Below are 22,358 nucleotides of genomic sequence, written 5' to 3' on the forward strand. Positions count from 1 at the left end.
TAATGCTTCGTTAAGAAGGCTGCCCCGAGTCGCGGCTGGCCAGGAGGTTTTGATGCCAGTCGAACTCGTTTCCCGGAAATTGAAAAAGGCGCTGCCGGTTCATCTGGTCGCGGCAGGTGCACTGGAGAGTGCGGGGCTGGAAAAACCAGATATCGCCTGGGCTGAAGAGAACGGCTTTTCCGGGGAGGCCGGCAGGGTCCTGGTGTTGCCGGGCGCCGGTGGAACGATCGCGGGCGCGCTGTTCGGAATTGGCGAAGGGCAGGGCGCGCTTGCCGCAGGCGCTCTGGCCAAGGCGCTGCCGGAAGGCGAATGGGCTTTCGCGTCGATGCCGGACAAGCCCGACCTTGCCGCGCTCGGGCTGATGCTGGGCGGCTATGTCTTCAGCCGCTATGGCAAGGGTTCGGGCAGGGCGCTCCGCTTCAACCCACCGGCAGGCGTGGATGCCGACCGTCTGCGCCGCATCGCCGACGGCGTGTTCCTCGCCCGCGATCTGGTCAACACGCCGACCAACGACATGGGGCCGGATGCGCTGGAAAAGGCCGTGCGCAAGCTGGCCAAGACGCACAAGGCGGAAATCACCGTCACCAAGGGCGACGATCTTCTGAAGCAGAACTTTCCGATGATCCACGCGGTTGGCCGCGCTTCGAGCGAGGCGCCGCGCCTGATCGACATGGTGTGGGGGCCGAAGGGCGCGCCGAAAGTAACGCTGGTCGGCAAGGGCGTGTGCTTCGATACGGGCGGCCTCGACATCAAGCCGGCAAGCGGCATGCTGTTGATGAAGAAGGACATGGGCGGCGCGGCCAATGTGCTCGGCCTCGCCTCGATGATCATGGCGGCCGGCCTGAAAGTGCGGCTGCGGGTTCTCATCCCGGCCGTGGAAAATTCGATTGCCGGCAACGCCTTTCGCCCCGGCGACGTGCTGACGAGCCGCAAGGGCATTACCGTCGAGATCGGCAATACGGATGCGGAGGGGCGGTTGGTGCTCGCCGATGCGCTGGCGCTGGCCGATGCCGAGGAGCCGCAGATGCTCATCGACATGGCGACGCTGACGGGTGCAGCGCGCGTCGCTCTCGGCCCCGATTTGCCCCCTTTTTACACCGACGACGACGCGCTGGCTTGCGAACTCGCGCAAGCGTCCGTTGCGGTCGAGGACCCGCTGTGGCGCATGCCCCTATGGCAGCCCTATCAGGCAAGGCTGGCGTCGAAGATCGCGGATACGAACAACGTAACCACCGACGGCTTTGCCGGCTCGATCACGGCCGCACTTTTTCTTAAGCGCTTCGTGGAAAAAACGCCGGGCTGGGCGCATTTCGATATCTTCGCGTGGAACCCGTGGGACCGCCCGCACGGCCCCGCCGGTGGCGAGGCACAAGGCATCCGCGCGCTGGAGAAGGTCATTTCCACGCGCTTTGCCTAACCATTCCCTCAGTCTGACTGAAACGGAACCGAAACGATTTGCCGATAGAATGGCCGGCATGGCGATAGCGATGCGTCCGATCCAGGCTTTGCGGCTGTGGCAGCAGGTGATGCTGTCGCAAGTGCGTGACGACGCGCCCGATCTCACCATGCGCCAGGCCGCGATCCTGCTCACCATCTATCTCGATCCGCCGCCGCATACCGTGCGCGGGCTGGCCGAAAAACTCGGTGTGACCAAGCCGGTCATCACCCGCGCGCTGGATACGATGGGCGCGCTGAAACTGGTTTCGCGCCACCGCGACGAGCGCGACAGGCGCAACGTGCTGATCCGGCGCACCGTCGAGGGCGCGCTCTATGTCGAACGATTTGGCGATGATATCATCGCCAAGGCTCTCGAACTGCCGATCTGAAAGCGACCCGATTTGACCGCTCATGACTCCCGCCTGCATGCTTTTCGCCCCGACCTTGCCGACGCGCGGCTGAAAGGCGAGGTGACCGCCGAGCGCTTCGTTGCCGGCCGGCCGGCGCGCATCGCCGCATCGGTTGCCGACGTGCGCAAAGCGCCGGGTGCCGATGCCGGCGTCAACACGCAGTTCCTGCTCGGCGACGATGTGCTGGTGTTCGAGGAAGCCGAGGGCTGGGCATGGGTGCAGAGCGAGCGGGACGGTTACGTTGGGTATGTAGCCGCATCGGAGTTGGGTGGCCGCGAGCGTGCACCCACGCATGTCGTCTGCGTGCCCCGCACCTTCGTCTATCCGGGGCCGGATTTGCGCTTTCCCGTGAGCGGGCAATTGTCGATGGGCTCGACGGTCACGGTAACAGGCACCGCCGAGACGCGCGGCACGCCCTATGCCGTGCTGCCGACCGGCGACGCGGTGATCGCGGGCCATCTGCGACCAATCGCGAAAAATGCGGCTGACTACGTGGCCGTCGCAGAACAATTCCTGGGCACGCCCTATCTATGGGGCGGCGTGTCCGGCTTCGGCATCGACTGCTCGGGGCTGGTGCAGCTTTCCATGCGCATGGTCGGTCGTGACGTGCTGCGCGATTCGGACATGCAGGCGGCCGGTCTTGGCGAACCGTTCGATCTGGGCGCGGATTTTTCCGGCCTGCGGCGCGGCGACCTTGTGTTCTGGAAAGGCCACGTCGCCATCATGACCGACGAAAAAAACATGATCCACGCCAGCGGCCACACCATGCAGGTCTCGCGCGAAGGCTTGGCCGAGGCCGTCGCGCGCATCGGGTATCTCTATGGCGGCCCGACCGGCTTTCGCCGGCCATAATCAGCGCTCAAAGGCGAAAACGCGGCCCGGCCTCAGTGGCGCGCCCTTGCCGTCGCCAAAATCCGCCACCGGATAGTCGGCCAGAACTTTCAGGCGCGAAAGCGGCAGATGTTCCCGGCCAAGATCGCCGACCAGCACCTTGATACCGCCTGCGACGCATCGGTCGAGAAACGCGGTGACGCGCCGGGCGAGACAGCGCTCATAGAAGACATCACCGACGAGAACGAGATCGACGGCAGGCGGCTCTGCGCCAAGAATGTCCTGATCGATGATGGTGGCGGTAACAGTGTTTGCCGCCAGATTGAGTTCCAGCGCCGCAAGCGCGTTATGGTCGATTTCGGCGGCGAGTATTTCGCCCGCGCCAGCCTTCGCGGCGGCAATCGCGACAAGACCGGAACCTGCACCGAGGTCGAGCACGCGACGACCAAGAACGGTTTGCGGACGGTCGAGAACGTAGCGGGCAAGCGCTGTGCCGCCGGCCCAGGGATAGGCCCAGTAGGGCGCGGCATCGCCTTCGAGCCGCCTCAGCCCGCTGCCGGGATGGGCCGTGTGCAGCCGGGTTTCCGGCACGAACGGCACCGCCGTCAGCGGCAGGTTTTCGCGAATGAAGGATTTTACGTCGCCCGCGTCCGTGGTCACGAGCGTTTCAGGTGCTCGTCCAGCCGGGGCATGATTTCCACGAAATTGCAGGGCATGTGCCGGTAGTCCAGTTGCGGCTTCAAGATGCCGTCCCAGGCATCCTTGCAGGCGCCGGGCGATCCCGGCAGCACGAACACGAAGGTGGCACTGACGACGCCCCCGGTGGCGCGGCTCTGGATCGTGGATGTGCCGATCTTGTCGTAGGAAATGCGGTGAAACACTTCCGAAAACCCGTCCATGCGCTTTTCGAAAATGGGCTCCAGCGCTTCCGGCGTCACGTCGCGGCCAGTAAAGCCGGTGCCGCCGGTGGTGATGACGACATCGATTTGCTTGTCGCGCGACCATGCCAGCACCGTGTCGCGGATTTTTGTCGCGTCGTCGGTGACGAAGGCGCGGTCGGCGAGGATATGGCCGGCCTCCGCGATGCGGTCGGCCAGTGTCTGCCCGGACTTGTCGTCCGCCAGCGTCCGTGAATCGGAGACGGTGAGCACGGCGATGCGCACCGGGATGAAGGGGCGGCTCTCGTCAATCTTAGCCATCGGCCCGGCCATTCGCGTCGACCCCTGATGCCAGGCTGCGTGTCGCGGCGACGAACATTTCCGGGTAATGGCTGCGAATCGAGGCCGCCGCGCGCTTGGCGACATTGCCGGTTTCGAACAGGCCGAAACAGGTCGCACCCGAACCCGACATGCGGACGAACCCGGCATCCGCCCTTTTCAGCGCCGAAAGCGCCCGGCCGATGGCCGGATGAAGCTTTTGCGCCACGGGCTGCAAATCATTGCGCGTGATTTCCAGCCAGTTGCGCAGGCTGTGAAAATCGATTTTCTTCGGCAGCGGCGGCAGATTTTCGTTGTCACGGCTCTCCAGCCCGGCAAACACCGCCGCCGTCGAGACGGAGACGCCCGGATTGACCAGCACCAGGCCAAGCGACGGAAAATTCGGCAGGATGTCCAATTCGTCGCCGACGCCTCGCGCCAGCAGCGGTTGGGCTGCCAGGCACATCGGCACATCGGCACCCAGCGCCAGCCCGATGCGGGCCAGTTCGGCCTCGCCCACGTCCAGCTTCCAGACCTCGATGAGCGCGCGCAGCGTGGCGGCGGCGTCGCTTGATCCGCCGCCGATGCCGGAAGCAACCGGGAGATTTTTCTCCAGCGAAAGTGCTACCGGCGGCCTGGCGTCCGCGCCAAAGCGCTGCCGCAGCGTGTCTCGCGCTTTCAGGATCAGGTTACCATCATCGGCAGGCACGGCGGCGGCATATTTGCCGGAAACGGCAAAGCCGTCCGCCTCAGCGGGCGCGGCATCGATGCGGTCGCCGAAGCGGGTAAACACCGCCAGGCTTTCTATCGTATGATAACCGTCCGACCGCCGGCCGGTTACATGCAGGGCAAGGTTGATTTTAGCGGGTGCGAGTCTTGCTGCCGCCCCGGCATCGAAAACCGCGAGATCGATGATGCTCAATCCTTGGCCAGCCGGTACTCGCCCGTAACGGGGTCCTTGACCAGCGTGCCCTGGGTGCCGTTCGCATGCTGCTTTTCGGCGCGGCGCAGCTTGGCGGTCACGCGTTCCGCTTCCTTAACGAAAGCGCGATAGCCGACATAGGCGGCGACACCAACGGCGGTGAAGAAAATGATCTGCGGCATGTCCAAACTCTCCTTCGCTTTCCTGCGCCGGAGGCCTCTTCAGTCTATGTTGGCGCTATGCTACCGCACAAGCTCGGAAATCGAAACGGTTTTTCTAGGGCGGTGCGGCAATAAGAACAAGAACGGCTTCCTGAATGATTGGACGCGTGGCGCGCGAAAGGGTTCCCCGCTCACAGGCCGAAACGCTGCCACAGCGCGCGTTCCTGCGCCGCGTCGAGCAGGCCACCGGCAGCCGCTTCCGCGATCTCAGGCGGCGAAAAGCCGCCGGCGCTCGAGCCGAACAGGCCGACCCTGCCGAACAGGCCGCGCGATGCCGACACCAGCTTCAGCCGCGTTTTCGCCCCGTAGCGGGCTTTCATGGTCGACCGCATGTCGCCAAGCGCGTCGACGAGGCCAAGTTCCAGCCCCCTCTTGCCGGTCCAGAACAGGCCGGTGAACAGGTCCGGGTCGTCCTTCAGCCTGGAGCCGCGCCGTTCCTTGACCATGTTGATAAAGGTTTCGTGGACTTCGAGCTGCAGCGCCTTCAGGCGCTCGATGTCTTCTTCGTTTTCCGGTTTGAACGGGTCCAGCGTCGCCTTGTTGCTGCCCGCCGTATAGACGCGGCGCTCGACGCCGATCTTCTTCAACAGTTCGGGAAAACCGAACGAAGCCGACACCACGCCGATCGAGCCGACGATGGAGGAGGGGTCGGCGATGATCTCGTCGCCGGCAAGCGCAATCATGTAGCCGCCGGATGCGGCAACGTCTTCGGTGAAGACGAAAACGCGCTTGTTCTTTTCAGCCGCCAGATCGCGGATGCGCTGAAAAATCAGCCGCGATTGCACCGGCGAACCGCCGGGCGAGTTGATCGAGATGGCGACGGCCGGCGCGTCGAAGGAAAAGGCCTTTTCGATCAGTCCGGCGGTCGACGCCAGCGACAGACTCGGCCGAAACCTGCCGCCACCCGCCATGATCGTTCCATGCAGTCTGATGACCGGGATCGTGACGATGTCGGAGCGCCATGATTTCGGCAGCAGTCGTTTAAGAAGGCGTCTCAATGGGCAGGTCTCCTGAAAGGGCTTGAGGCATGTAGGCATTCGCAGAAAACAGCAATGGGGAACCGCAATGGCCGTGGTCATGGCGTTCAGTCGCCGAAAAGCGATGCTAGCCCGTTGCCGATCATGTCGGCGCGGGCGCAAAAGGCGTTGGCCGGGCCTTCGTGCATGACCAGCGGAGGGCGGATGGAAAGTTTTCCGCGCGCGCCGCGCACCGCCCGCACGACGATGCGGATGGCGGCTATCTCCGGGCGCGGATGGATGGCCATGATCTCGGCGTTGCCGAACCGGCTGCCGAGGGCGTCGAGGATCGGCTGCAACTGTTCCGGCCGGGCTATCAGCGCCAGCCCGCCGCGCGGCTTGAGAACGGCGGCGGCACTTCGCAGCCAATTGTCGAACAGGCCGTCCTCGATCACATGCGCTTGTCTTTTGAGGGTATCCGGCGTGGCCCGGTCCTGCTCCGCGTTGAAGGGCGGGTTCATGATGACGAAATCGAAGGACCGGTCGGCGAGGCCGGCGGCCTGCCGCGCGCTGCCGCTCAAGGCGACATCGGCGCGAAGCACGAGCGCGCGGTCGCCAAGATGCGCGTTACCCGGATGGCTGAGCGTGGCGTCTGCGAAGGCGGCCATTTCCTCGGCGCGCTCGACCAGGACGGCCCTGGCTTTCGGGCAGCGCGAAAGCACGCCGAACGCCGCAGCCCCGGCCCCTGCGCCGAAATCCGCGATCTGCCCGGCAAAGGCGGACGGTACGGCGGCGGCCAGCATCATGGCGTCCATGCCCGCGCGGTGTCCGCTTTGGGCGGGCTGCACCAGAAAGAACCGGCCGCGATGAAAGGCATCGACCGTATAGGCAGGCGCATCGCCGGGGTTCTCGCGCGGCACGGCCTATTTTTTCCGCATTTCGTCGCCCATGCCGGCATCGGTGACGATCTGCCTTGCCTCGTCGGCGCGGTCCGCCTGCACCATGATGCGCCGGGGCAGGATGCCGATCGACCCGTCCATCACGCTCATGTTTTGGTCCGCGACGAAGCAGCCGATGCCGGCGTCTCGCATCAGCGATTCGACGAAGGATATGACCACCACGTCGTTGGTGCGGATGAGTTCGATCACGTAAGACCCTCCAGATTGTCGCGTTCATGTAAACGCACGCGGCGTCGGATACCATAGAAGCCGCGCCATTTCGCCTCTTGCGGTTGACATGGGTGCCGCCCTAGAGTCATGCGAACGCGGAGTGCCGTCGTGCGCCTTTTGACGGGAGTGGTTTTTGGTGGGTGTCGTTCTCAATCTTGATAATGGAAAGCGGGAAGCCGCGACCATCAAGGAACTTATTGCCCTGACGGCGTCCGATATGGGCCGGGTCAACGAGTTGATCCTGTCGAAGGCCGGTTCCGACGTCGAGATGATTCCCGAGATTGCCAATCACCTGATTTCCTCCGGCGGCAAGCGGCTGCGCCCCATGGTGACGCTCGCGGCCGCCCAGATGTTCGGCTATGCCGGCGAGGGCCATGTCAAGCTAGCCACCAGCGTCGAGTTCATGCACACGGCAACGCTGCTGCACGACGACGTGGTCGACGAAAGCGGGCTGCGGCGCGGCAAGAAGACGGCGCGCATGATCTGGGGCAACCAGGCCAGCGTGCTGGTGGGCGACTTCCTGCTTGGCCAGGCCTTCCGCATGATGGTCGATGTCGGCTCGCTCGATGCGCTCGATATCCTGTCCAGTGCCGCTTCCATCATCGCCGAGGGCGAGGTGATGCAGCTTGCTGCGGCGAAAAACCTCGAAACCACCGAGGATGAGCATTTTGCCGTCATCAAGGCCAAGACCGCCGCCTTGTTTTCGGCTGCCGCCGAAGTCGGCCCGGTCATCGCCGGGGCCTCGCGCACTGACCGCGCGGCGCTGCGCTCCTACGGCATGAATCTGGGTCTGGCCTTCCAGTTGATCGACGACGCGCTCGATTATGGCGGCTCCAGCCAGGATCTGGGCAAGAATGTCGGCGACGATTTCCGCGAGGGCAAGGTGACGCTTCCGGTCATCCTCGCCTATCGGCGCGGCACGGCAGCCGAGCGTTCGTTCTGGAAAAGCGCCATCGAAAACAACAGCGCCGACGACGCCGGGCTGGAAAAGGCGATCGGGCTGATGACCCGCCATTCGGCGATTTCCGACACGATCGGCCGTGCCCGCCATTTCGGCGAAATCGCCCGCGACGCGCTGGCGCCGCTGGAAGCCACGCCGCAGAAAGCGGCGCTGATCGACGTCATCGACTTCTGCATCAGCCGGGTAAGCTGAAGGCCTTCGCTTCCAAGCCTCTTAGAGCGCGTCCAGCAATGCGGGAAGTTCGCGCATCATCGCTTCACGGCTGCGCAGGCCGGGGCTGACGGCTTCTTTCTTTTCGTTCTGGATAAGGCGCGCGAACACCAGCGTTCGTCCGCCATTGCTCGCCCAACCGACGAACCAGCCATAGGCACGGTTGGTTGCGAACGTACCGTCGGCATTGCGCGGCGCTCCCGCCCCGGTCTTGCCGTGGATCTCCCAGCCGTTTGGCAAGGTGCCAAGCGCCGTGATCCGGCTTGTCATTTCGTAGGCGTGCGCCGTGACCGGCAATTGTCGGTTCACCAGCTTGCCCAGAAACGCCAATTGCTCAAGCGGCGATATCTTCAGCGAGGAACTGAGCCAGGAACGCGACAGGCCATTGTGCTTGCCGGGATCGCCGGACGCATCCGCGTTGCCGTAGTGGAATTCGCTGACATAGCGCTGAAACCGCTTTTCGCCGAGATATCTGGTGATCTGCTGCGAATACCAGACCACCGAATTCTTTATCCAGCTGGTCGGGTCGGTGGTGGATTTCCAGGAGGGAATCCAGTCCGGGTAGCCCTTTTTGAACGGTAGTGCCGGCTCATGCGTATTGGTCAGGAAACCGGAATCGTAGCCCATCAGGCTGATGGCGATCTTGAAGGTGGACGCGGCGAAAACGCGCGTGTCGCATGCGCCTTCTTGGCTGAGCACCTTGCCGGTGGCGGCATCGGCAAACGCCGTGCACAATGTTTTCGCCTGCGCGGCCAAGGGTATCGCGGTCACAAACACCACAGAAAGCGCAAAGCTCCGCAGGGACATCGTCATTTCTCCATCTGTCGGCGCACCATGCAAGAACGCACCCTGTCCGGTAAAGTGTGGTTTTATTAATTTCCTACCCGGATTGTGAATTCCCGCCCGGTTGAAGCATGAACGCAAAAAGGCCATGCTTTGCCGTGAAAAATGGATTCGACGACGAAGGCCGCCTCGGCGGTGCTTTTGTTCGGTTGAAAGGGATGCGATGCGGCAGGCAGGTATGCGCTGGCTAACGGGGCTGGCAGTTTTGACGGGCGTGGCGGCTACGAGCCTGCCCGCTTATGCCATGCAGACGAGCGATCCGGTCGAGATATCCTCGTTTTCCGGAGCTTATCTTGCGGCTCATATCGCCGAGGCCGACAACGATCTCGACAGCGCCATCAATTATTACAAGCAGGCGCTCGCCTTCGACCCGGAAGACGCCTCGCTGCAGCAGAGCCTGATGCTGTCGCTGATTTCGCAGGGACGCTTCGAAGAAGCGCTGCCTTATGCCGACAAGCTCAAGACGGTTCCCGATGTCGAACGCTTCTCGCGGCTGGCTCTGGCCGTCGATTCGTTTCGCAAGAAGGATTTTTCCAAGGCCGAATACTGGCTGAAGCTGTCGCTTGAATCCGATCTCGACCGGCTGATCGTCGGCGTCATGGCCGGCTGGGCCAAGCAGGGCGCAGGCCATGGCGAAGAGGCCATGACCTTTGTGGACAAGCTGGAAGGACCGGAATGGTTCGACCTGTTCAAGACCTGCCATAGCGCGCTGATTGCCGACGCCTCCGGCCTGTCGGACAAGGCCGAGGCAACCTATGCGGCCACGATGCAGAATGTCGCCGCAGGCGGCGCGGCACCCGAAACCTGGCTGCGCTGCGCGCAATCCTACGCCAGTTTTCTTGCCCGCAAGGGCGACAAGGACAAGGCGCTGACGATCCTCGACCAGGCGGAAACATTCGCGCCGGGCAAGATCGAGATTACCGCCCTTCGCGACAAGATCACCAAGGGCGAGAAGATCGAGCCGCTGGTCGCCAATGCGTCCGACGGCGCTGCCGAAATACTGCTCGATCTCGCAACCGCGCTCAACCGCGGCGGCGGCGAGCCGTTTGTGCGGCTTTACCTGGAATATGCGCTGGCGCTGAAGCCGGACAGCGACGCCGCGCTGGTGCAACTGGCTTCCGTCGCCGAGCAGATGAAGGACAGCGCCAAGGCGATCGAACTGTATCGCCGCATTCCCGACGCCTCGCCGCTGAAGGAAATTTCCGAATTGCAGCTCGGTCTCAATCTGGCCGACCTGGACAAGAAGGACGAGGCGATCGCGCATCTCAAGGCGCTTGTCGAGGCGCATCCGGACGATATGCGCGGCTATCTGGCGCTGGGCGGCGTTTATTCCTCCAAGGAGGACTTCCGCTCCGCCGCCGATCTCTACGACACGGCCGTCTCGTTGCTGAAGACGCCCGTCGCCGCCAACTGGAACGTGTTTTACCAGCGCGGCATCGCCTATGAGCGGCTGAAGGAATGGACCAAGGCCGAGCCGAATTTCCGCAAGGCGCTGGAACTCAACCCCAACCAGCCGCAGGTCATGAACTATCTGGGCTATTCCTGGGTGGACCGGGGCATGAACCTGAACGAGGGGCTGGAGATGATCCAGAAAGCCGTCGATCTGCGTCCCAGCGACGGCTACATCGTCGATTCGCTCGGCTGGGCCTACTTCAAGCTTGGCAGGTTCGACGATTCCGTGCGCGAGATGGAGCGCGCCGTGTCGCTGAAGCCGGAAGACCCGGTGCTCAACGATCATCTGGGCGATGCCTACTGGCGCGTCGGCCGCAAGCTGGAGGCGACCTTCCAGTGGGCGCATGCCCGCGACATGAAGCCGGAGCCGGACATTTTGGCGTCGGTGCTTGAAAAACTGCGCAACGGCCTGCCGCCGCTGCCGGACAAGGCCACCGCACAGGAAGCCCCGGCCCCCAAGCCCGAGCCGACGCCTGCTCCCAAAGGGTGAGCGGCCAAGGGTAAGCGCAACCGTCTCTACCGTCATCCTCGGCCTTGTGCCGAGGATTTGCGCACGCTGTCGGCAGGCCGGAGCGTAGACCGGTTCTCTTGGCCCTTCGCCTTGACGCTCACGGTGTGGGGCACTAGGGAAAGCGGCATCCAGCCATTGCCGTCGAGGCCGATCCGTGAGCGCCCAAATTCCTGCCCATATGCACCCCAGCCGCTCGTTCCAGGGGCTGATCCTGACGCTGCACAGCTATTGGGCCGACTATGGCTGCGCGGTGCTGCAGCCCTACGACATGGAAGTGGGCGCGGGTACGTTTCATCCGGCCACCACGCTGCGCGCGCTGGGGCCAAAACGCTGGAACGCGGCCTATGTGCAGCCTTCGCGCCGCCCCAAGGATGGCCGCTACGGCGAAAATCCCAACCGCTTGCAGCACTATTACCAGTATCAGGTGATCCTGAAGCCCAATCCGTCGAACCTGCAGGAGCTTTACCTCGGCTCGCTGGCGGCAATTGGCATCGATCCGCTGCTGCACGACATCCGCTTTGTCGAGGACGATTGGGAAAGCCCGACGCTGGGCGCCTGGGGCCTTGGCTGGGAATGCTGGTGCGACGGCATGGAAGTATCGCAGTTCACCTATTTCCAGCAGGTCTGCGGCATCGAATGCGCGCCGGTGGCCGGCGAACTGACCTATGGGCTGGAACGACTGGCCATGTATGTGCAGGGCGTCGACAACGTCTACGACCTGAACTTCAACGGCCTCGAAGGCGAAGACAAGGTCACCTATGGCGACGTTTTCCTGCAGGCCGAGCAGGAATATTCGCGCCACAATTTCGAGTTCGCCAACACCGCCGCGCTGCTGCGCCACTTCGAGGACGCGGAAGCCGAGTGCAAGGCGCTGCTGGCGGCCGGTGCACCCCAGGACGGTGGCGCGCACCGCATGGTGCTTCCCGCCTATGACCAGTGCATCAAGGCCAGCCACGTCTTCAACCTGCTCGATTCGCGCGGCGTGATTTCGGTGACCGAGCGGCAGAAATACATTTTCGCCGTGCGCAATCTGGCGAAGGCCTGCGGCGAGGCGTTTTTGCTGACCGAGGCCGGCGGCTTTTCCCTGGCCGGGGAGGCCGCGTAATGCCCGATCTGCTTCTTGAACTTCGCTCCGAAGAAATTCCCGCGCGCATGCAGCGCAAGGCGGCGGCCGACCTGAAAAAGATGGTCACCGACGGTCTGGTCGAGGCCGGCCTGACCTATGAGGCGGCCCGCGAATATTTCACGCCGCGTCGGCTCGTGCTGGATATGCGCGGCTTGACGGCGCGCTCGAAGGACATTCGCGAGGAGCGCAAGGGACCGTCAACCAAAGCGCCCGAACAGGCAATCCAGGGCTTTTTGCGCTCGGCGGGGCTGGCCTCGATTGAAGAGGCGCATGTCCATACCGATCCGAAGAAGGGCGATTTCTACGTTGCCCATATTTCAAAGCCGGGCAGGGCGGCGGAAGAGATCATCGCCGACCTGATACCCGGCATCATCCGCACGTTCCCGTGGCCGAAATCGATGCGCTGGGGCGCGGCCTCGGGGCCGAAAGGCGCTCGCTATGGCGGCACCGAAGGCCAGGGCGGCGATGCGCTGCACTGGGTCCGACCGCTGCAATCGATCCTCTGTACCTTCGGCCCGGAGACGGAGGAGCCGGTGGTGGTCGATTTCGAGATCGACGGCATCCGCTCGGACAATGTCACCTATGGCCACCGTTTTCATGCGCCGGGCGAAATCATCGTGCGGCGCTTCGAAGACTACGCGGCCAAGCTGGAAGCGGCCAAGGTCGTGCTCGATGCCGACCGCCGCAAGGAAATCATTCTGGCCGACGCCAAAAACCTAGCCTTCGCCAACGGCCTCGACCTGGTCGAGGACGAGGGGCTGCTCGACGAGGTCGCCGGGCTGGTCGAATGGCCGGTCGTGCTGATGGGCGAGTTCGAGACGGAGTTTCTGGCGATCCCCGCCGAAGTCATCCGCCTAACCATCCGCGCCAACCAGAAGTGTTTCGTGGTGCGTCCTTCGAGGCCGGCTTCGCCGACACCTCAGGATGAGGGAGGGCAGAGCCACCCCAATGACGATCCTCATCCTGAGGTGCGAGCGGAGCGAGCCTCGAAGGACTCACTCTCCAACCACTTCATCCTGACCGCCAATATCGAGGCGAAGGACGGCGGCAAGGAAATCGCCCACGGCAACGGCAAGGTGGTGCGCGCGCGCCTTTCCGATGCGGTGCATTTCTGGAAGACCGATCAGGCGGATCTGCCCGACCTCGACGCGTTGCAGGCATCGGCAGAAAAGTTCGATCTGAATCTGAAAAAGCCGCTCGACCAGCGCATGGCCCGCCTCGATCATCTCGGCGTTACCTTCCATGCCAAGCTCGGCACGCAAGGTGAGCGCGTGGAGCGCATAAGGCGGCTGGCGCAGGAAATCGCGCCGCTGGTCGGTGCCGATCCCGAGCTTGCCGCCCGCGCGGCGGTGCTGGCCAAGGCCGACCTGACCACCGAAATCGTCGGAGAATTCCCCGAATTGCAGGGCGCGATGGGCCGCAAATACGCGGCTCTACAGGGCGAGGATGTATCGGTCGCAGCCGCAATTGAAGAACACTACAAGCCGCAAGGCCCGTCCGACCGCGTGCCAACCGATCCGGTTTCAGTGGCGGTCGCGCTGGCCGACAAGCTGGATACGCTGGTCGGGTTCTGGGCAATCGACGAAAAGCCTACGGGCAGCAAGGACCCGTTTGCGCTGCGCCGCGCGGCGCTGGGCGTGGTGCGGATACTGGTTGAGAATGGGGTACGGCTATCGCTGTTAGCAACCACGGCTGAAATTGCCCTAGTTCACGCGGCTGTACCACTGTTGCGAGCAACGCTTAGTCGAGACGTCGGTTTGCTACGACAACTTGTTGATCTCGGGGTGGTCGATGGCGGTGATGTCGCTAGCGCAGTCGATGAAGATTTGCAGTCAACTCTCGGCGAAGCGATTGATCGGTGCGCGGTGGCGGTTCCCGATCTCCTTTCCTTCTTCCACGACCGCCTGAAAGTCTATCTCCGCGATCAGGGTGCGCGGCACGATCTGATCGATGCCGTGCTTGCAGGCGGCGTGCCCCTCTCATCCGGCCCTTCAGGCCACCTTCTCCCACAAGGGGAGAAGGAAGGGCGCGGCGGTGCGGCCGGCGTGCCCTCGCCCCTTGTGGGAGAGGGTGGATCGGCGCGCAGCGCCGAGACGGGTGAGGGATTCTCCTCCAACGACGACCTCCTGCAAATCGTGCGCAAAGTCGAAGCCCTCGGCGCTTTCCTCGACACGGAGGACGGCAAGAACCTGCTCGCGGGCACCAAGCGCGCGGCCAACATTCTGGCGGCGGAAGAGAAGAAAAAAACCGTCATCGCCGCTACTGTCGATCCCGCGCTTTTCCGTGAAGAGGTGGAGAAAAACCTGTACGCGGCGGTGAATCAGGCTGAGAGGGAAGCGGCCCAAGCGATTCAGAATGAAGACTTTTCCGCCGCCATGCTGGCACTGAGCAGCTTGCGCGAGCCGGTTGATTCATTCTTCGAGCATGTTCATGTGAACGATGAAGATGCCGCTGTACGCGCCAACCGCCTGGCGCTCCTGGCACGCATCCGCGCGGCTACCAACCAGGTCGCGGATTTCTCGAAAATCGCCGGTTGATCCTCATCCGGCGTTGCCGGCCTATTGCCGATGCTTGCCGTAGCCGTTCGGCGGCAGATAGGCAGGTGGCGCGGCGGGCGCTGGCGGCGGGGCCGGCGCGTCGCCCTTGGAGGCGGCAGCCTGTTGCGACGGCGCTGCCGTATCCTTGGGCGGGATGGCGGGCGCGAAAGCGTCTCCGGCTATGCCGCCGCGAATAACCAGAGGCTGGAAGTTCGGCCCGCGTCGGGGGATCGCCGCCACCTTCTCGAAGGTCACTTCCGGCAGCGGCTCGCCAAGCGCGATGATGGACGGCGTTTCCAGCGGCGTTTCCACGAAACGGGCGCCCTGCGCGCTTGGCTGGCCGGTTTGTCTTGCCGGTGCCGGCGCGCCAAGCGTGATGATCGAGGGCGTCGCTCCGGGAGCGGTCTCGCCCATGACGACAAAGGACGACGCTCGGGCCATGCCCGCTGCCGCCATTGTCAGGACGAACGCTGCCAATACGCGCACGAACAAAAGTAGGCTCCTTGCCTGCTGGCTGCTCCACGCACCGCGTGTATGGATGCACACTGGTCGAGGGTATAGCATCGAAGGATTTATAATTTCCCAAGCTCGGCCTTGCCGCGCGGGCGTCACCGTATTAGCACCAGTCATGGGGTTGGACCCCTCGAAAGGTTAGAGTTTTGGCTGACATATCCGCCGCCGCTGATGCGATGGAACAGGCGCTGGCGCTACTGGAGCAAGGCGAGATCGTCGCCATCCCGACCGAGACGGTCTACGGCCTGGCGGGCGACGCCACCAATGGCGTCGCCGTGGCGCGCATCTTCGAGGCGAAGGGCAGGCCGCGGTTCAACCCGCTCATCGCCCATGTCTGCGACATGGAAATGGCGCAGCGCATCGGCGTGTTCGATCCGCTATCGCGCAAGCTGGCGGAAAAATTCTGGCCGGGTCCACTGACGCTGGTGCTGCCGTTGCGCGCCGGTGCCGCAATCCATCCGCTGGTAACCGCCGGCCTCGATACCATCGCGTTGCGCCTGCCCAGAGGCTTCGGCGTCGGCCTCATTGCCCGTTTCGGGCGGCCGCTGGCAGCACCCAGCGCCAACGCCTCCGGCAAGATCAGCCCGACAAGTGCTGCCGCCGTTGCCGCCTCGTTGGGCGACAGGATAAAACTGGTGGTCGATGCCGGCGCAACGCCGGTCGGGCTGGAATCCACCATCGTCAAGGTTGAGGGCGGGAAGGTGCGGTTGCTGCGGCCGGGCGGCGTTTCCGCGGCCGACATCGAGGTGGTTGTCGGCCAGGATGTGCTGCGCGGCGGCACCAGTGGCATCCAGGCGCCGGGCATGATGGCCTCGCACTATGCGCCGGGCGCAGCGGTACGGCTGAATGCCGGAAGTGCTCGCGCGGGCGAGGCGCTGCTGGCCTTCGGTCTGGAGCGCGTGCCGGGCTGGGAAAAGGCCGTTGCCGTCAAGAACCTCTCCCACGACGGCGATTTGCGGGAAGCGGCAAGCAATCTGTTCGCCTATCTCCAGGAACTGGACCGCAGCGGCGCGCGCATGATCGCCGTGGAGCCGGTACCGATGGATGGGTTGGGCGAGGCGATCAACGACCGGCTGGCCCGCGCCGCCGCCCCGCGCGATCCCGTTTCGGCGGCAACATAGGCAACGATCATGGCTTCTGACATTCAGAATCTCGATCCCGCCTTGATTGCCCGTTTTGCGGGCATCGTCGGCGACAGCCACGCCCTGCGCGATCAAAATGACATCGCCGGCTATCTGATCGAGCCGCGCGGGCTTTGGCATGGCAGGACTTCGCTGGTGCTGCGGCCGGGCAGCGTCGATGAGGTCAGCCGCATCATGAAACTGGCGACCGAGACGAAAACGCCGATTGTCCCGCAAAGCGGCAATACAGGGCTGGTTGGCGGGCAGGTACCCGACGGCTCCGGCCGCGAGGTGGTGCTGTCGTTGTCGCGGCTGAACCGCATTCGCGAACTCGACGTCCTGTCCGGCACCGCAACGGTGGAAGCCGGCGTCATCCTGCAGAATCTGCACGATGCCGCCGATGCCGTCGACCGGCTGTTCCCGCTTTCGCTGGCCTCGCAGGGTTCCTGCCAGATCGGCGGCAACCTTTCCTCCAATGCGGGCGGAACCGGCGTGCTCGCCTATGGCAACGCGCGCGAACTCTGCCTCGGCGTCGAGGTGGTGTTGCCGACGGGCGAAGTGTTCGACGATCTGCGCAAGCTGAAGAAGGACAACACCGGCTACGATTTGAAGAACCTGTTCGTCGGGGCCGAAGGCACGTTGGGCGTCATCACGGCGGCGGTGGTGAAGCTTTTTCCCAAGCCGAGGGGCCGCGAGGTTGGCTTCGTCGGTCTTGCCTCCACGCAGGCCGCGCTTGCGCTGTTTTCGCGGGCGATGGATCGCGGCGGCTCAAGCCTGACGGCCTTCGAACTGATCGAACGGCGGCCTTATGATTTTACGCTCCGGCACGCGTCAGGCGTCGTTCGCCCGCTGCTGCAAGACTGGCCGTGGTACGTGCTGATGGAGATTTCGTCGGGCCGATCCGCAGAAGATGCCAGGGCGCTGTTGGAGGATATTCTTTCTTCCGGCCTTGAAGACGGGATCGTCGGCGATGCGGTAATTTCTTCGAGCATCGCGCAGGCCAACGCCTTCTGGAATTTCCGCGAGGTGCTGCCCGAGGCGCAAAAGCCGGAGGGCGCGTCGATAAAGCACGATATTTCCGTGCCGATAGAAAAGATCCCGGCCTTCGTCGAGCAGGCGGCGCGTGCCGTTGAAACGATCTGCCCCGGCGCGCGGCCGGTCTGCTTCGGCCATATGGGCGACGGCAATTTGCACTACAACGTTTCAAGGCCGGTCGGCGGTGACGACGAAGCCTTCTTCGCTTTCTATCACCCGATGAACCATGCCGTGCACGATTTGGTGCGCTCGCTCAACGGTTCCATCTCCGCCGAGCACGGCATCGGCCAGTCGAAGCGCGACGAACTGATCGCCACGGCGCCGCCGATGGCGATCGATCTGATGCGGCGGGTAAAGGCCGCGTTCGACCCCGCCGGCATCATGAATCCCGGTAAGGTTATCTGATCCTTTCCAGCGCTGTTGATGGTGGTATTCCGATAACCATTTGCAAGATCAGGAAAATTTAACCGACTTTCTTAAGCGCGGCGGTAAGGAGGCCGCGCTAGTCTCTGCTCATAAACGAGGCCGGGAAAACTGGCCCGGAGAGACCGGAAAACCGGCTCTCAGGAGAGACAGGGAAGACAGTAGATGAGCACCGGACTGAAGCCAGTCTGGGCGGGGCGCAACATGCGCCTCGACCCTTTTCGTTTGCCGCAAATGGTCAGCTACGCGACCAATGACGATTATGGCGACGTGACCTTCACCATCGACCATCGCGGCGCGGTGGTGCGCCGGATGCTCGAACTCAGTGGCTTGCCGGCAACCATCGCGCTGCCCGCCATCGCCTTTCGCGGCGTGGCCGCAAGGGCCATGGAAGATCCCGAAGGCAATGTCACCGTGACCCTGGAACTGCTCCACAACGACCCGATGCTGTCGGTGCCGCTGCTGGTTGCCGACGACCTCTACGACGTCGCCGCGGACTGGCGCGCCTGGGCCGAAGCCTACCGCCTGCCCATGCTGCTGATCGAGGCGGACGGCGTGGCGCGCACGCTGGACGAATCGCTGGGCATCGCCATCAAGACGCTGCCGCCGCAAGAGCGCCGCAAGGGCAGGGCTTCGCACACACGCCGCCCGCGCTTTCTGGCTCGCCGCAGGGCCGGCGATCTCGGTTTGAGGCTGGTCATCAGCGGCGAGGAAATCATCGCGCGCGAGTAACTTCAAACCATCGGTTTGAGCGCAACCCAGACCGCGCCGCCGATCAGGCCGAGAAAAATCAGCCAGCCGACCTGGCTGTTCGACTTGAACAGTTTCAGGCACTGGTCGGGGTCGTCGATGTCGAGCACGGTGATCTGCCTTGTCATATGGGCGGCGGCGGCGAGCAGCCCGGCAAGGGCGACGACCGGCGCCTGGGCTGCCGCGAAAGCGACGGCAAAGCACATCAGCGCACCGCCATACAGCCCCGCCAGCCACGACTTGGTGTTGTCGCCGAACAGGCGCGCGGTGGAGCGCACGCCGACGATGGCGTCGTCCTCCTTGTCCTGATGCGCATAGATGGTGTCGTAGCCGATCACCCACAGGATCGAGCCGATATAGAGCATCACGGCCGGCCCATCGATGTCGCCGAACTCGTTTGCCCAGCCCATCAGCGCGCCCCAGGAAAAGGCAAGGCCGAGAACGAGTTGCGGCCAGTTGGTGAATCGTTTCGCGAAGGGGTAGAGCGCAACGATTGCCAGCGACGAAATGCCGAGCGGTATGGCGAACTCGCTGAGTTGAAAAAGCACCGCCAGCCCAACCAGGGCTTGCACGATCAGGAAGATCCACGCCTGCCGGCGGCTGACCTGACCCGATGGCAGCGGGCGCGAGCGGGTGCGCTCGACCTGCGCATCGATGTCGACGTCGACGATGTCGTTGTAGGTGCAGCCCGCGCCGCGCATGGCAATCGCGCCGAGCAGGAACAGGATGAGCGTGAAGGGCTGCGGCAGCAGCGAGGCCAACGAATCGCCGGGCCGCGCATAGGCGCTGGCGGCGAGCGCCGCCGACCACCAGCACGGCCATAACAGCAACTGCCAGCCGATGGGCCGGTCCCACCGGGCAAGCTGCGCGTACGGCCATAGCGCGCGCGGCAGCGCCCGATAGACCCAATGGCCGCTTGGCGCATCGGCAACGCGGCCCTGCTTGGCTTTCGACTGGATGGTTTCCATTTCTGTGAAGTGGCAGCATGGGCTTGTGGCGTCAAGCGGGCGATTTGTCCTTTATAATTTGGCCGTGCTGCTTGACCGCCCGCCGCCGTGCCCATACCGGATGGATCTTGCGGGTCTGCAATCGTGAGGCAATCCATGAACGTTCTTCTGCTCGGTTCCGGCGGCCGCGAACATGCGCTGGCCTGGAAGCTGGCCGCGTCGCCCATGCTGACGAAGCTTTATGCCGCCCCCGGCAATCCCGGCGTCGCGCAGGAAGCCGAACTGGCGGCGCTGGATATGGCCGACCATGCAGCGATCGTTGAATTCTGCCGGGCCAAAAAGATCGATCTCGTGGTGGTCGGGCCGGAAGCGCCGCTGGTGGCGGGGCTGGCCGACGATCTGCGCGCTGCAAATATTCGCGTGTTCGGCCCATCGAAGGCGGCGGCCCAACTGGAAGGCTCGAAGGGTTTCACCAAGGACCTTTGCGCGAAATACGACATCCCGACCGCCGCCTATGGCCGCTTCGGCGATCTGGCCTCGGCCAAAACCTATGTCGAAAAAATGGGCGCACCGATCGTCATCAAGGCGGACGGGCTGGCGGCGGGCAAGGGGGTCACCGTCGCGCTGATGCTGGCCGAGGCGCTGGCCGCACTCGACGCTTGCTTCGAGGGTTCTTTCGGCGAAGCCGGGGCGGAAGTGGTGGTAGAAGAATTCCTGACCGGCGAGGAAGCGAGCTTCTTTTGCCTGTGCGACGGCGTCACCGCGCTGCCTTTCGGCACCGCGCAGGACCACAAGCGCGTCGGCGAGGGCGACACCGGCCCCAACACCGGCGGCATGGGCGCTTATTCGCCGGCACCCGTGATGACGCCGCAGATGATCGAGCGCACGATGAACGAGATCGTTCTGCCCACCATGCGCGGCATGGCAGAGGCCGGCGCGCCGTTTTCCGGCGTGCTGTTCGCCGGCCTGATGATCACGGATCAGGGGCCGAAGCTGATCGAATACAATACCCGTTTCGGAGACCCGGAATGCCAGGTCTTGATGATGCGGCTGAAGGACGATCTGCTGGTGCTGCTCAACGCCGCCGCCGATGGCCAGCTTGCGCATATGTCGGTGCGCTGGCGCGATGAGGCGGCGCTGACAGTGGTGATGGCGGCGAACGGCTATCCCGGCACGCCCGAAAAAGGCTCGGTCATCCGGGGCGCTGCTTCCGGCGACGGTGTCGAAATATTTCATGCCGGCACCGCGCTGAACGGCGGCGCGCTGGTCGCCAATGGCGGGCGCGTACTGAACGTCACCGCCATGGGCGCGACGGTGAGCGAAGCGCAGGCGAAAGCCTATCAAGGCGTCGACCGGATCGACTGGCCGCAAGGCTTTTGCCGCCGCGATATCGGCTGGCAGGCAATCGAACGCGAAAAGGCCGCGAAGCAGGCCTAGCGGGGACCGTATGCTGCCTTGATCGACCCGGTCAGTAGCGGATCGATGCCTTGTGGCGCATCGGCGAATTGAACCAGATCGGGCGGTGGCCCGGCCAATTTTTCCGCCCCGGCTTCGGCAATGGCATAGGTACGAAAATAGGTTGCCGCCATGCGCCAACCGGTCCGCATTCCCTTCCAGTCCTGCTCGAGGGTCGCGACCAGTTCCCGCAAACTCGGCGGCGGCGCAACCGTTGCGTAGGTGATGGTGAAATCGCCCTTCAGGCCGACATCCCGCCCGACCGGCACCGGTACGCTGACCAGTGTGTCGGCGGGTGCGTCGATCAGGCCGCCGAACGGCCATTTTTCGCGCAGTTCGGCGATATCCATCGGCGCGACGTTGACGTCGATGTCGTTGGGCGTGCCGGGAACGCGATAGGGGCAGTGCACGCGCCCGCAATTGGCCTGCGCCGAAAACTGCCACAGCGCATAGCTTTCCCAGTTGCCCATCGGGAAATGCACGCCGATTTCCGGCTTGTAGCGCGCATACCAGAGCGGCAGGCGCGACAGAAGCGGGTAGCGCGCGCGGTTTTCGGCGATGTGCCGCGCGGTCGTGCCGTTGGTATAGAGGATCGGGAACCGCCCGACGCGGCGATGCACCTGCCGCACGAATTCCTCGGCGTCTTCCAGCGACATCCACTTTTCGGGGTCGTTTTCCTCGATGTCGAGCGCGAGCAGATCGTCGGGGCCGGGTTCGGCGAAATCGATGAAATTGTCGGCCTGCTGCACCGGATTGCCGGGCCGGGCGAGATGATAGGCGCCCCATTTGAGGCCGAGCATCCCCGCCATGACCTTGCGCGTGTGAAAAAGCTCGCGCGTCACCGCATGGCGTTTCCACAGCGCCTTGCACAGCCGGAACGAGGTCTCGTCGCCGGAACAGAAATAGGGCGGCGCAAGGCCGTCCGAGGCCTTGCTGATGAAGCCGGCAATGCGCTTGTCGGTGGCAAGCGCCGTCCAGTCGATGGAATTATACTCATAGGCGTCGAGCACCAGCGCCCGGTCGGGGTTCTTCCAAGGCTCGGAAAAATCCGAGGCGACAGCGCCGGCCATGGCCGCAGAAAGCGCCATCGCGGCAATCGCCGCGCGCAAAAGATGCCGCGCCTTCAGCTTCAAACCCCGATCCTCGCTGGCTCGTCATGGAACCCGCGTCGATCCTGAACTGTCATGGTTAACGATTTGATTCTGAAATTAGATACGCTGGAGCGCAGGCCCCTTTCAGCACTTGGGCGGGAGAGGTAGAAAAAAGAATCCGCGTGACAATAGTTGACGTTTACGTAAAAGGTGGGTGGTCGAAATGCCAGGTGGCCGCGCC

22 protein-coding genes are annotated in these 22,358 nt (G+C 63.8%); 11 read left to right on the plus strand and 11 right to left on the minus strand.

Going from position 1 to position 22,358, the window contains the following annotated elements:
* The first annotated feature begins 52 nt into the window (after positions 1-52).
* From ACX3P0_RS05395 to ACX3P0_RS05405, 3 genes are read left to right on the plus strand one after another with little or no spacing between them, the layout of a single operon-like run.
* Positions 53-1,417 carry a leucyl aminopeptidase family protein gene (locus ACX3P0_RS05395; protein ID WP_459087086.1) on the plus strand — a complete coding sequence of 455 codons (1,365 nt, stop codon included), beginning with the start codon at positions 53-55 and terminating at the stop codon, positions 1,415-1,417.
* Between the two features lie 58 nt (positions 1,418-1,475).
* A complete protein-coding gene (locus tag ACX3P0_RS05400) occupies positions 1,476-1,826 on the plus strand; it encodes a MarR family transcriptional regulator (protein WP_459087087.1) in 351 nt (116 codons plus the stop codon).
* Positions 1,827-1,838: 12 nt separating this feature from the next.
* Positions 1,839-2,699 (plus strand): C40 family peptidase, encoded by an 861-nt coding sequence (locus ACX3P0_RS05405; protein ID WP_459087088.1) that lies wholly within the window; start codon positions 1,839-1,841, stop codon positions 2,697-2,699.
* Here the strand turns inward: ACX3P0_RS05405 and ACX3P0_RS05410 are convergent, their stop codons facing one another.
* The 7 genes from ACX3P0_RS05410 to ACX3P0_RS05440 form a co-directional block, all read right to left on the minus strand.
* Positions 2,700-3,338, minus strand: coding sequence for a class I SAM-dependent methyltransferase (locus ACX3P0_RS05410; protein WP_459087090.1), 639 nt, complete (start codon positions 3,336-3,338; stop codon positions 2,700-2,702).
* The gene (moaB, locus tag ACX3P0_RS05415) at positions 3,335-3,877 is read right to left on the minus strand and encodes a molybdenum cofactor biosynthesis protein B (protein ID WP_459087092.1); all 543 of its coding nucleotides are present in this window, start codon (positions 3,875-3,877) and stop codon (positions 3,335-3,337) included. The genes ACX3P0_RS05410 and moaB overlap by 4 nt, the downstream gene beginning before the upstream one ends.
* On the minus strand, positions 3,870-4,787 hold the full coding sequence (locus tag ACX3P0_RS05420) for a 4-(cytidine 5'-diphospho)-2-C-methyl-D-erythritol kinase (RefSeq protein ID WP_459087853.1): 918 nt from the start codon (positions 4,785-4,787) through the stop codon (positions 3,870-3,872). Before ACX3P0_RS05420 ends, moaB begins: the two co-directional genes overlap by 8 nt.
* A gap of 5 nt (positions 4,788-4,792) precedes the next feature.
* Positions 4,793-4,978: a hypothetical protein gene (locus tag ACX3P0_RS05425; RefSeq protein WP_459087094.1), complete on the minus strand. Its 186-nt coding sequence runs from the start codon at positions 4,976-4,978 to the stop codon at positions 4,793-4,795.
* Between the two features lie 170 nt (positions 4,979-5,148).
* A complete protein-coding gene (locus ACX3P0_RS05430) occupies positions 5,149-6,015 on the minus strand; it encodes a S49 family peptidase (protein ID WP_459087096.1) in 867 nt (288 codons plus the stop codon).
* Positions 6,016-6,101: 86 nt separating this feature from the next.
* Positions 6,102-6,893 carry a tRNA1(Val) (adenine(37)-N6)-methyltransferase gene (locus tag ACX3P0_RS05435; RefSeq protein WP_459087097.1) on the minus strand — a complete coding sequence of 264 codons (792 nt, stop codon included), beginning with the start codon at positions 6,891-6,893 and terminating at the stop codon, positions 6,102-6,104.
* A 3-nt stretch (positions 6,894-6,896) separates the two neighbouring features.
* Positions 6,897-7,121, minus strand: a complete 225-nt coding sequence (locus ACX3P0_RS05440) for a putative signal transducing protein (RefSeq protein WP_459087099.1) — start codon at positions 7,119-7,121, stop codon at positions 6,897-6,899.
* A gap of 157 nt (positions 7,122-7,278) precedes the next feature.
* Here ACX3P0_RS05440 and ACX3P0_RS05445 point away from each other — a divergent pair, with 157 nt between their 5' ends.
* The gene (locus ACX3P0_RS05445) at positions 7,279-8,295 is read left to right on the plus strand and encodes a polyprenyl synthetase family protein (protein WP_459087101.1); all 1,017 of its coding nucleotides are present in this window, start codon (positions 7,279-7,281) and stop codon (positions 8,293-8,295) included.
* Between the two features lie 21 nt (positions 8,296-8,316).
* Here the strand turns inward: ACX3P0_RS05445 and blaOXA are convergent, their stop codons facing one another.
* Entirely contained in the window at positions 8,317-9,120 is an 804-nt protein-coding gene (gene blaOXA / locus ACX3P0_RS05450; protein ID WP_459080578.1) for a class D beta-lactamase, read from the minus strand.
* Between the two features lie 199 nt (positions 9,121-9,319).
* On the opposite strand from blaOXA, the gene ACX3P0_RS05455 reads away from it, so the two are divergent.
* The 3 genes from ACX3P0_RS05455 to glyS all read left to right on the plus strand — a co-directional run bounded on the left by ACX3P0_RS05455 (position 9,320) and on the right by glyS (position 14,782).
* Positions 9,320-11,098 (plus strand): tetratricopeptide repeat protein, encoded by a 1,779-nt coding sequence (locus ACX3P0_RS05455; protein WP_459087103.1) that lies wholly within the window; start codon positions 9,320-9,322, stop codon positions 11,096-11,098.
* A gap of 199 nt (positions 11,099-11,297) precedes the next feature.
* Complete coding sequence (locus ACX3P0_RS05460; RefSeq protein WP_459087854.1) at positions 11,298-12,224, plus strand: glycine--tRNA ligase subunit alpha; 927 nt, start codon at positions 11,298-11,300, stop codon at positions 12,222-12,224.
* Positions 12,224-14,782, plus strand: coding sequence for a glycine--tRNA ligase subunit beta (gene glyS, locus ACX3P0_RS05465; protein ID WP_459087105.1), 2,559 nt, complete (start codon positions 12,224-12,226; stop codon positions 14,780-14,782). Before ACX3P0_RS05460 ends, glyS begins: the two co-directional genes overlap by 1 nt.
* Before the next feature lie 21 nt (positions 14,783-14,803).
* Here the strand turns inward: glyS and ACX3P0_RS05470 are convergent, their stop codons facing one another.
* Positions 14,804-15,268 carry a hypothetical protein gene (locus tag ACX3P0_RS05470; RefSeq protein ID WP_459087107.1) on the minus strand — a complete coding sequence of 155 codons (465 nt, stop codon included), beginning with the start codon at positions 15,266-15,268 and terminating at the stop codon, positions 14,804-14,806.
* A 203-nt stretch (positions 15,269-15,471) separates the two neighbouring features.
* Here ACX3P0_RS05470 and ACX3P0_RS05475 point away from each other — a divergent pair, with 203 nt between their 5' ends.
* From ACX3P0_RS05475 to ACX3P0_RS05485, 3 genes are all read left to right on the plus strand, one after another.
* Complete coding sequence (locus tag ACX3P0_RS05475; protein ID WP_459087855.1) at positions 15,472-16,416, plus strand: L-threonylcarbamoyladenylate synthase; 945 nt, start codon at positions 15,472-15,474, stop codon at positions 16,414-16,416.
* Between the two features lie 9 nt (positions 16,417-16,425).
* A complete protein-coding gene (locus ACX3P0_RS05480) occupies positions 16,426-17,856 on the plus strand; it encodes an FAD-binding oxidoreductase (RefSeq protein ID WP_459087109.1) in 1,431 nt (476 codons plus the stop codon).
* Positions 17,857-18,039: 183 nt separating this feature from the next.
* Positions 18,040-18,606 (plus strand): DUF6101 family protein, encoded by a 567-nt coding sequence (locus ACX3P0_RS05485; RefSeq protein ID WP_459087111.1) that lies wholly within the window; start codon positions 18,040-18,042, stop codon positions 18,604-18,606.
* A gap of 2 nt (positions 18,607-18,608) precedes the next feature.
* Here ACX3P0_RS05485 and ubiA read toward each other — a convergent pair whose 3' ends face one another.
* Positions 18,609-19,592 (minus strand): 4-hydroxybenzoate octaprenyltransferase, encoded by a 984-nt coding sequence (gene ubiA, locus ACX3P0_RS05490; RefSeq protein ID WP_459087113.1) that lies wholly within the window; start codon positions 19,590-19,592, stop codon positions 18,609-18,611.
* A 135-nt stretch (positions 19,593-19,727) separates the two neighbouring features.
* Between ubiA and purD the strand changes: the two genes are divergently transcribed.
* The gene (gene purD, locus ACX3P0_RS05495) at positions 19,728-21,008 is read left to right on the plus strand and encodes a phosphoribosylamine--glycine ligase (RefSeq protein WP_459087115.1); all 1,281 of its coding nucleotides are present in this window, start codon (positions 19,728-19,730) and stop codon (positions 21,006-21,008) included.
* Here purD and ACX3P0_RS05500 read toward each other — a convergent pair.
* The gene (locus ACX3P0_RS05500; RefSeq protein WP_459087117.1) at positions 21,005-22,159 is read right to left on the minus strand and encodes a glycoside hydrolase family 25 protein; all 1,155 of its coding nucleotides are present in this window, start codon (positions 22,157-22,159) and stop codon (positions 21,005-21,007) included. The genes purD and ACX3P0_RS05500 overlap by 4 nt on opposite strands.
* Between the last annotated feature and the right edge of the window lie 199 nt (positions 22,160-22,358).

The sequence above is a fragment of the Mesorhizobium sp. A556 genome, assembly GCF_054489545.1.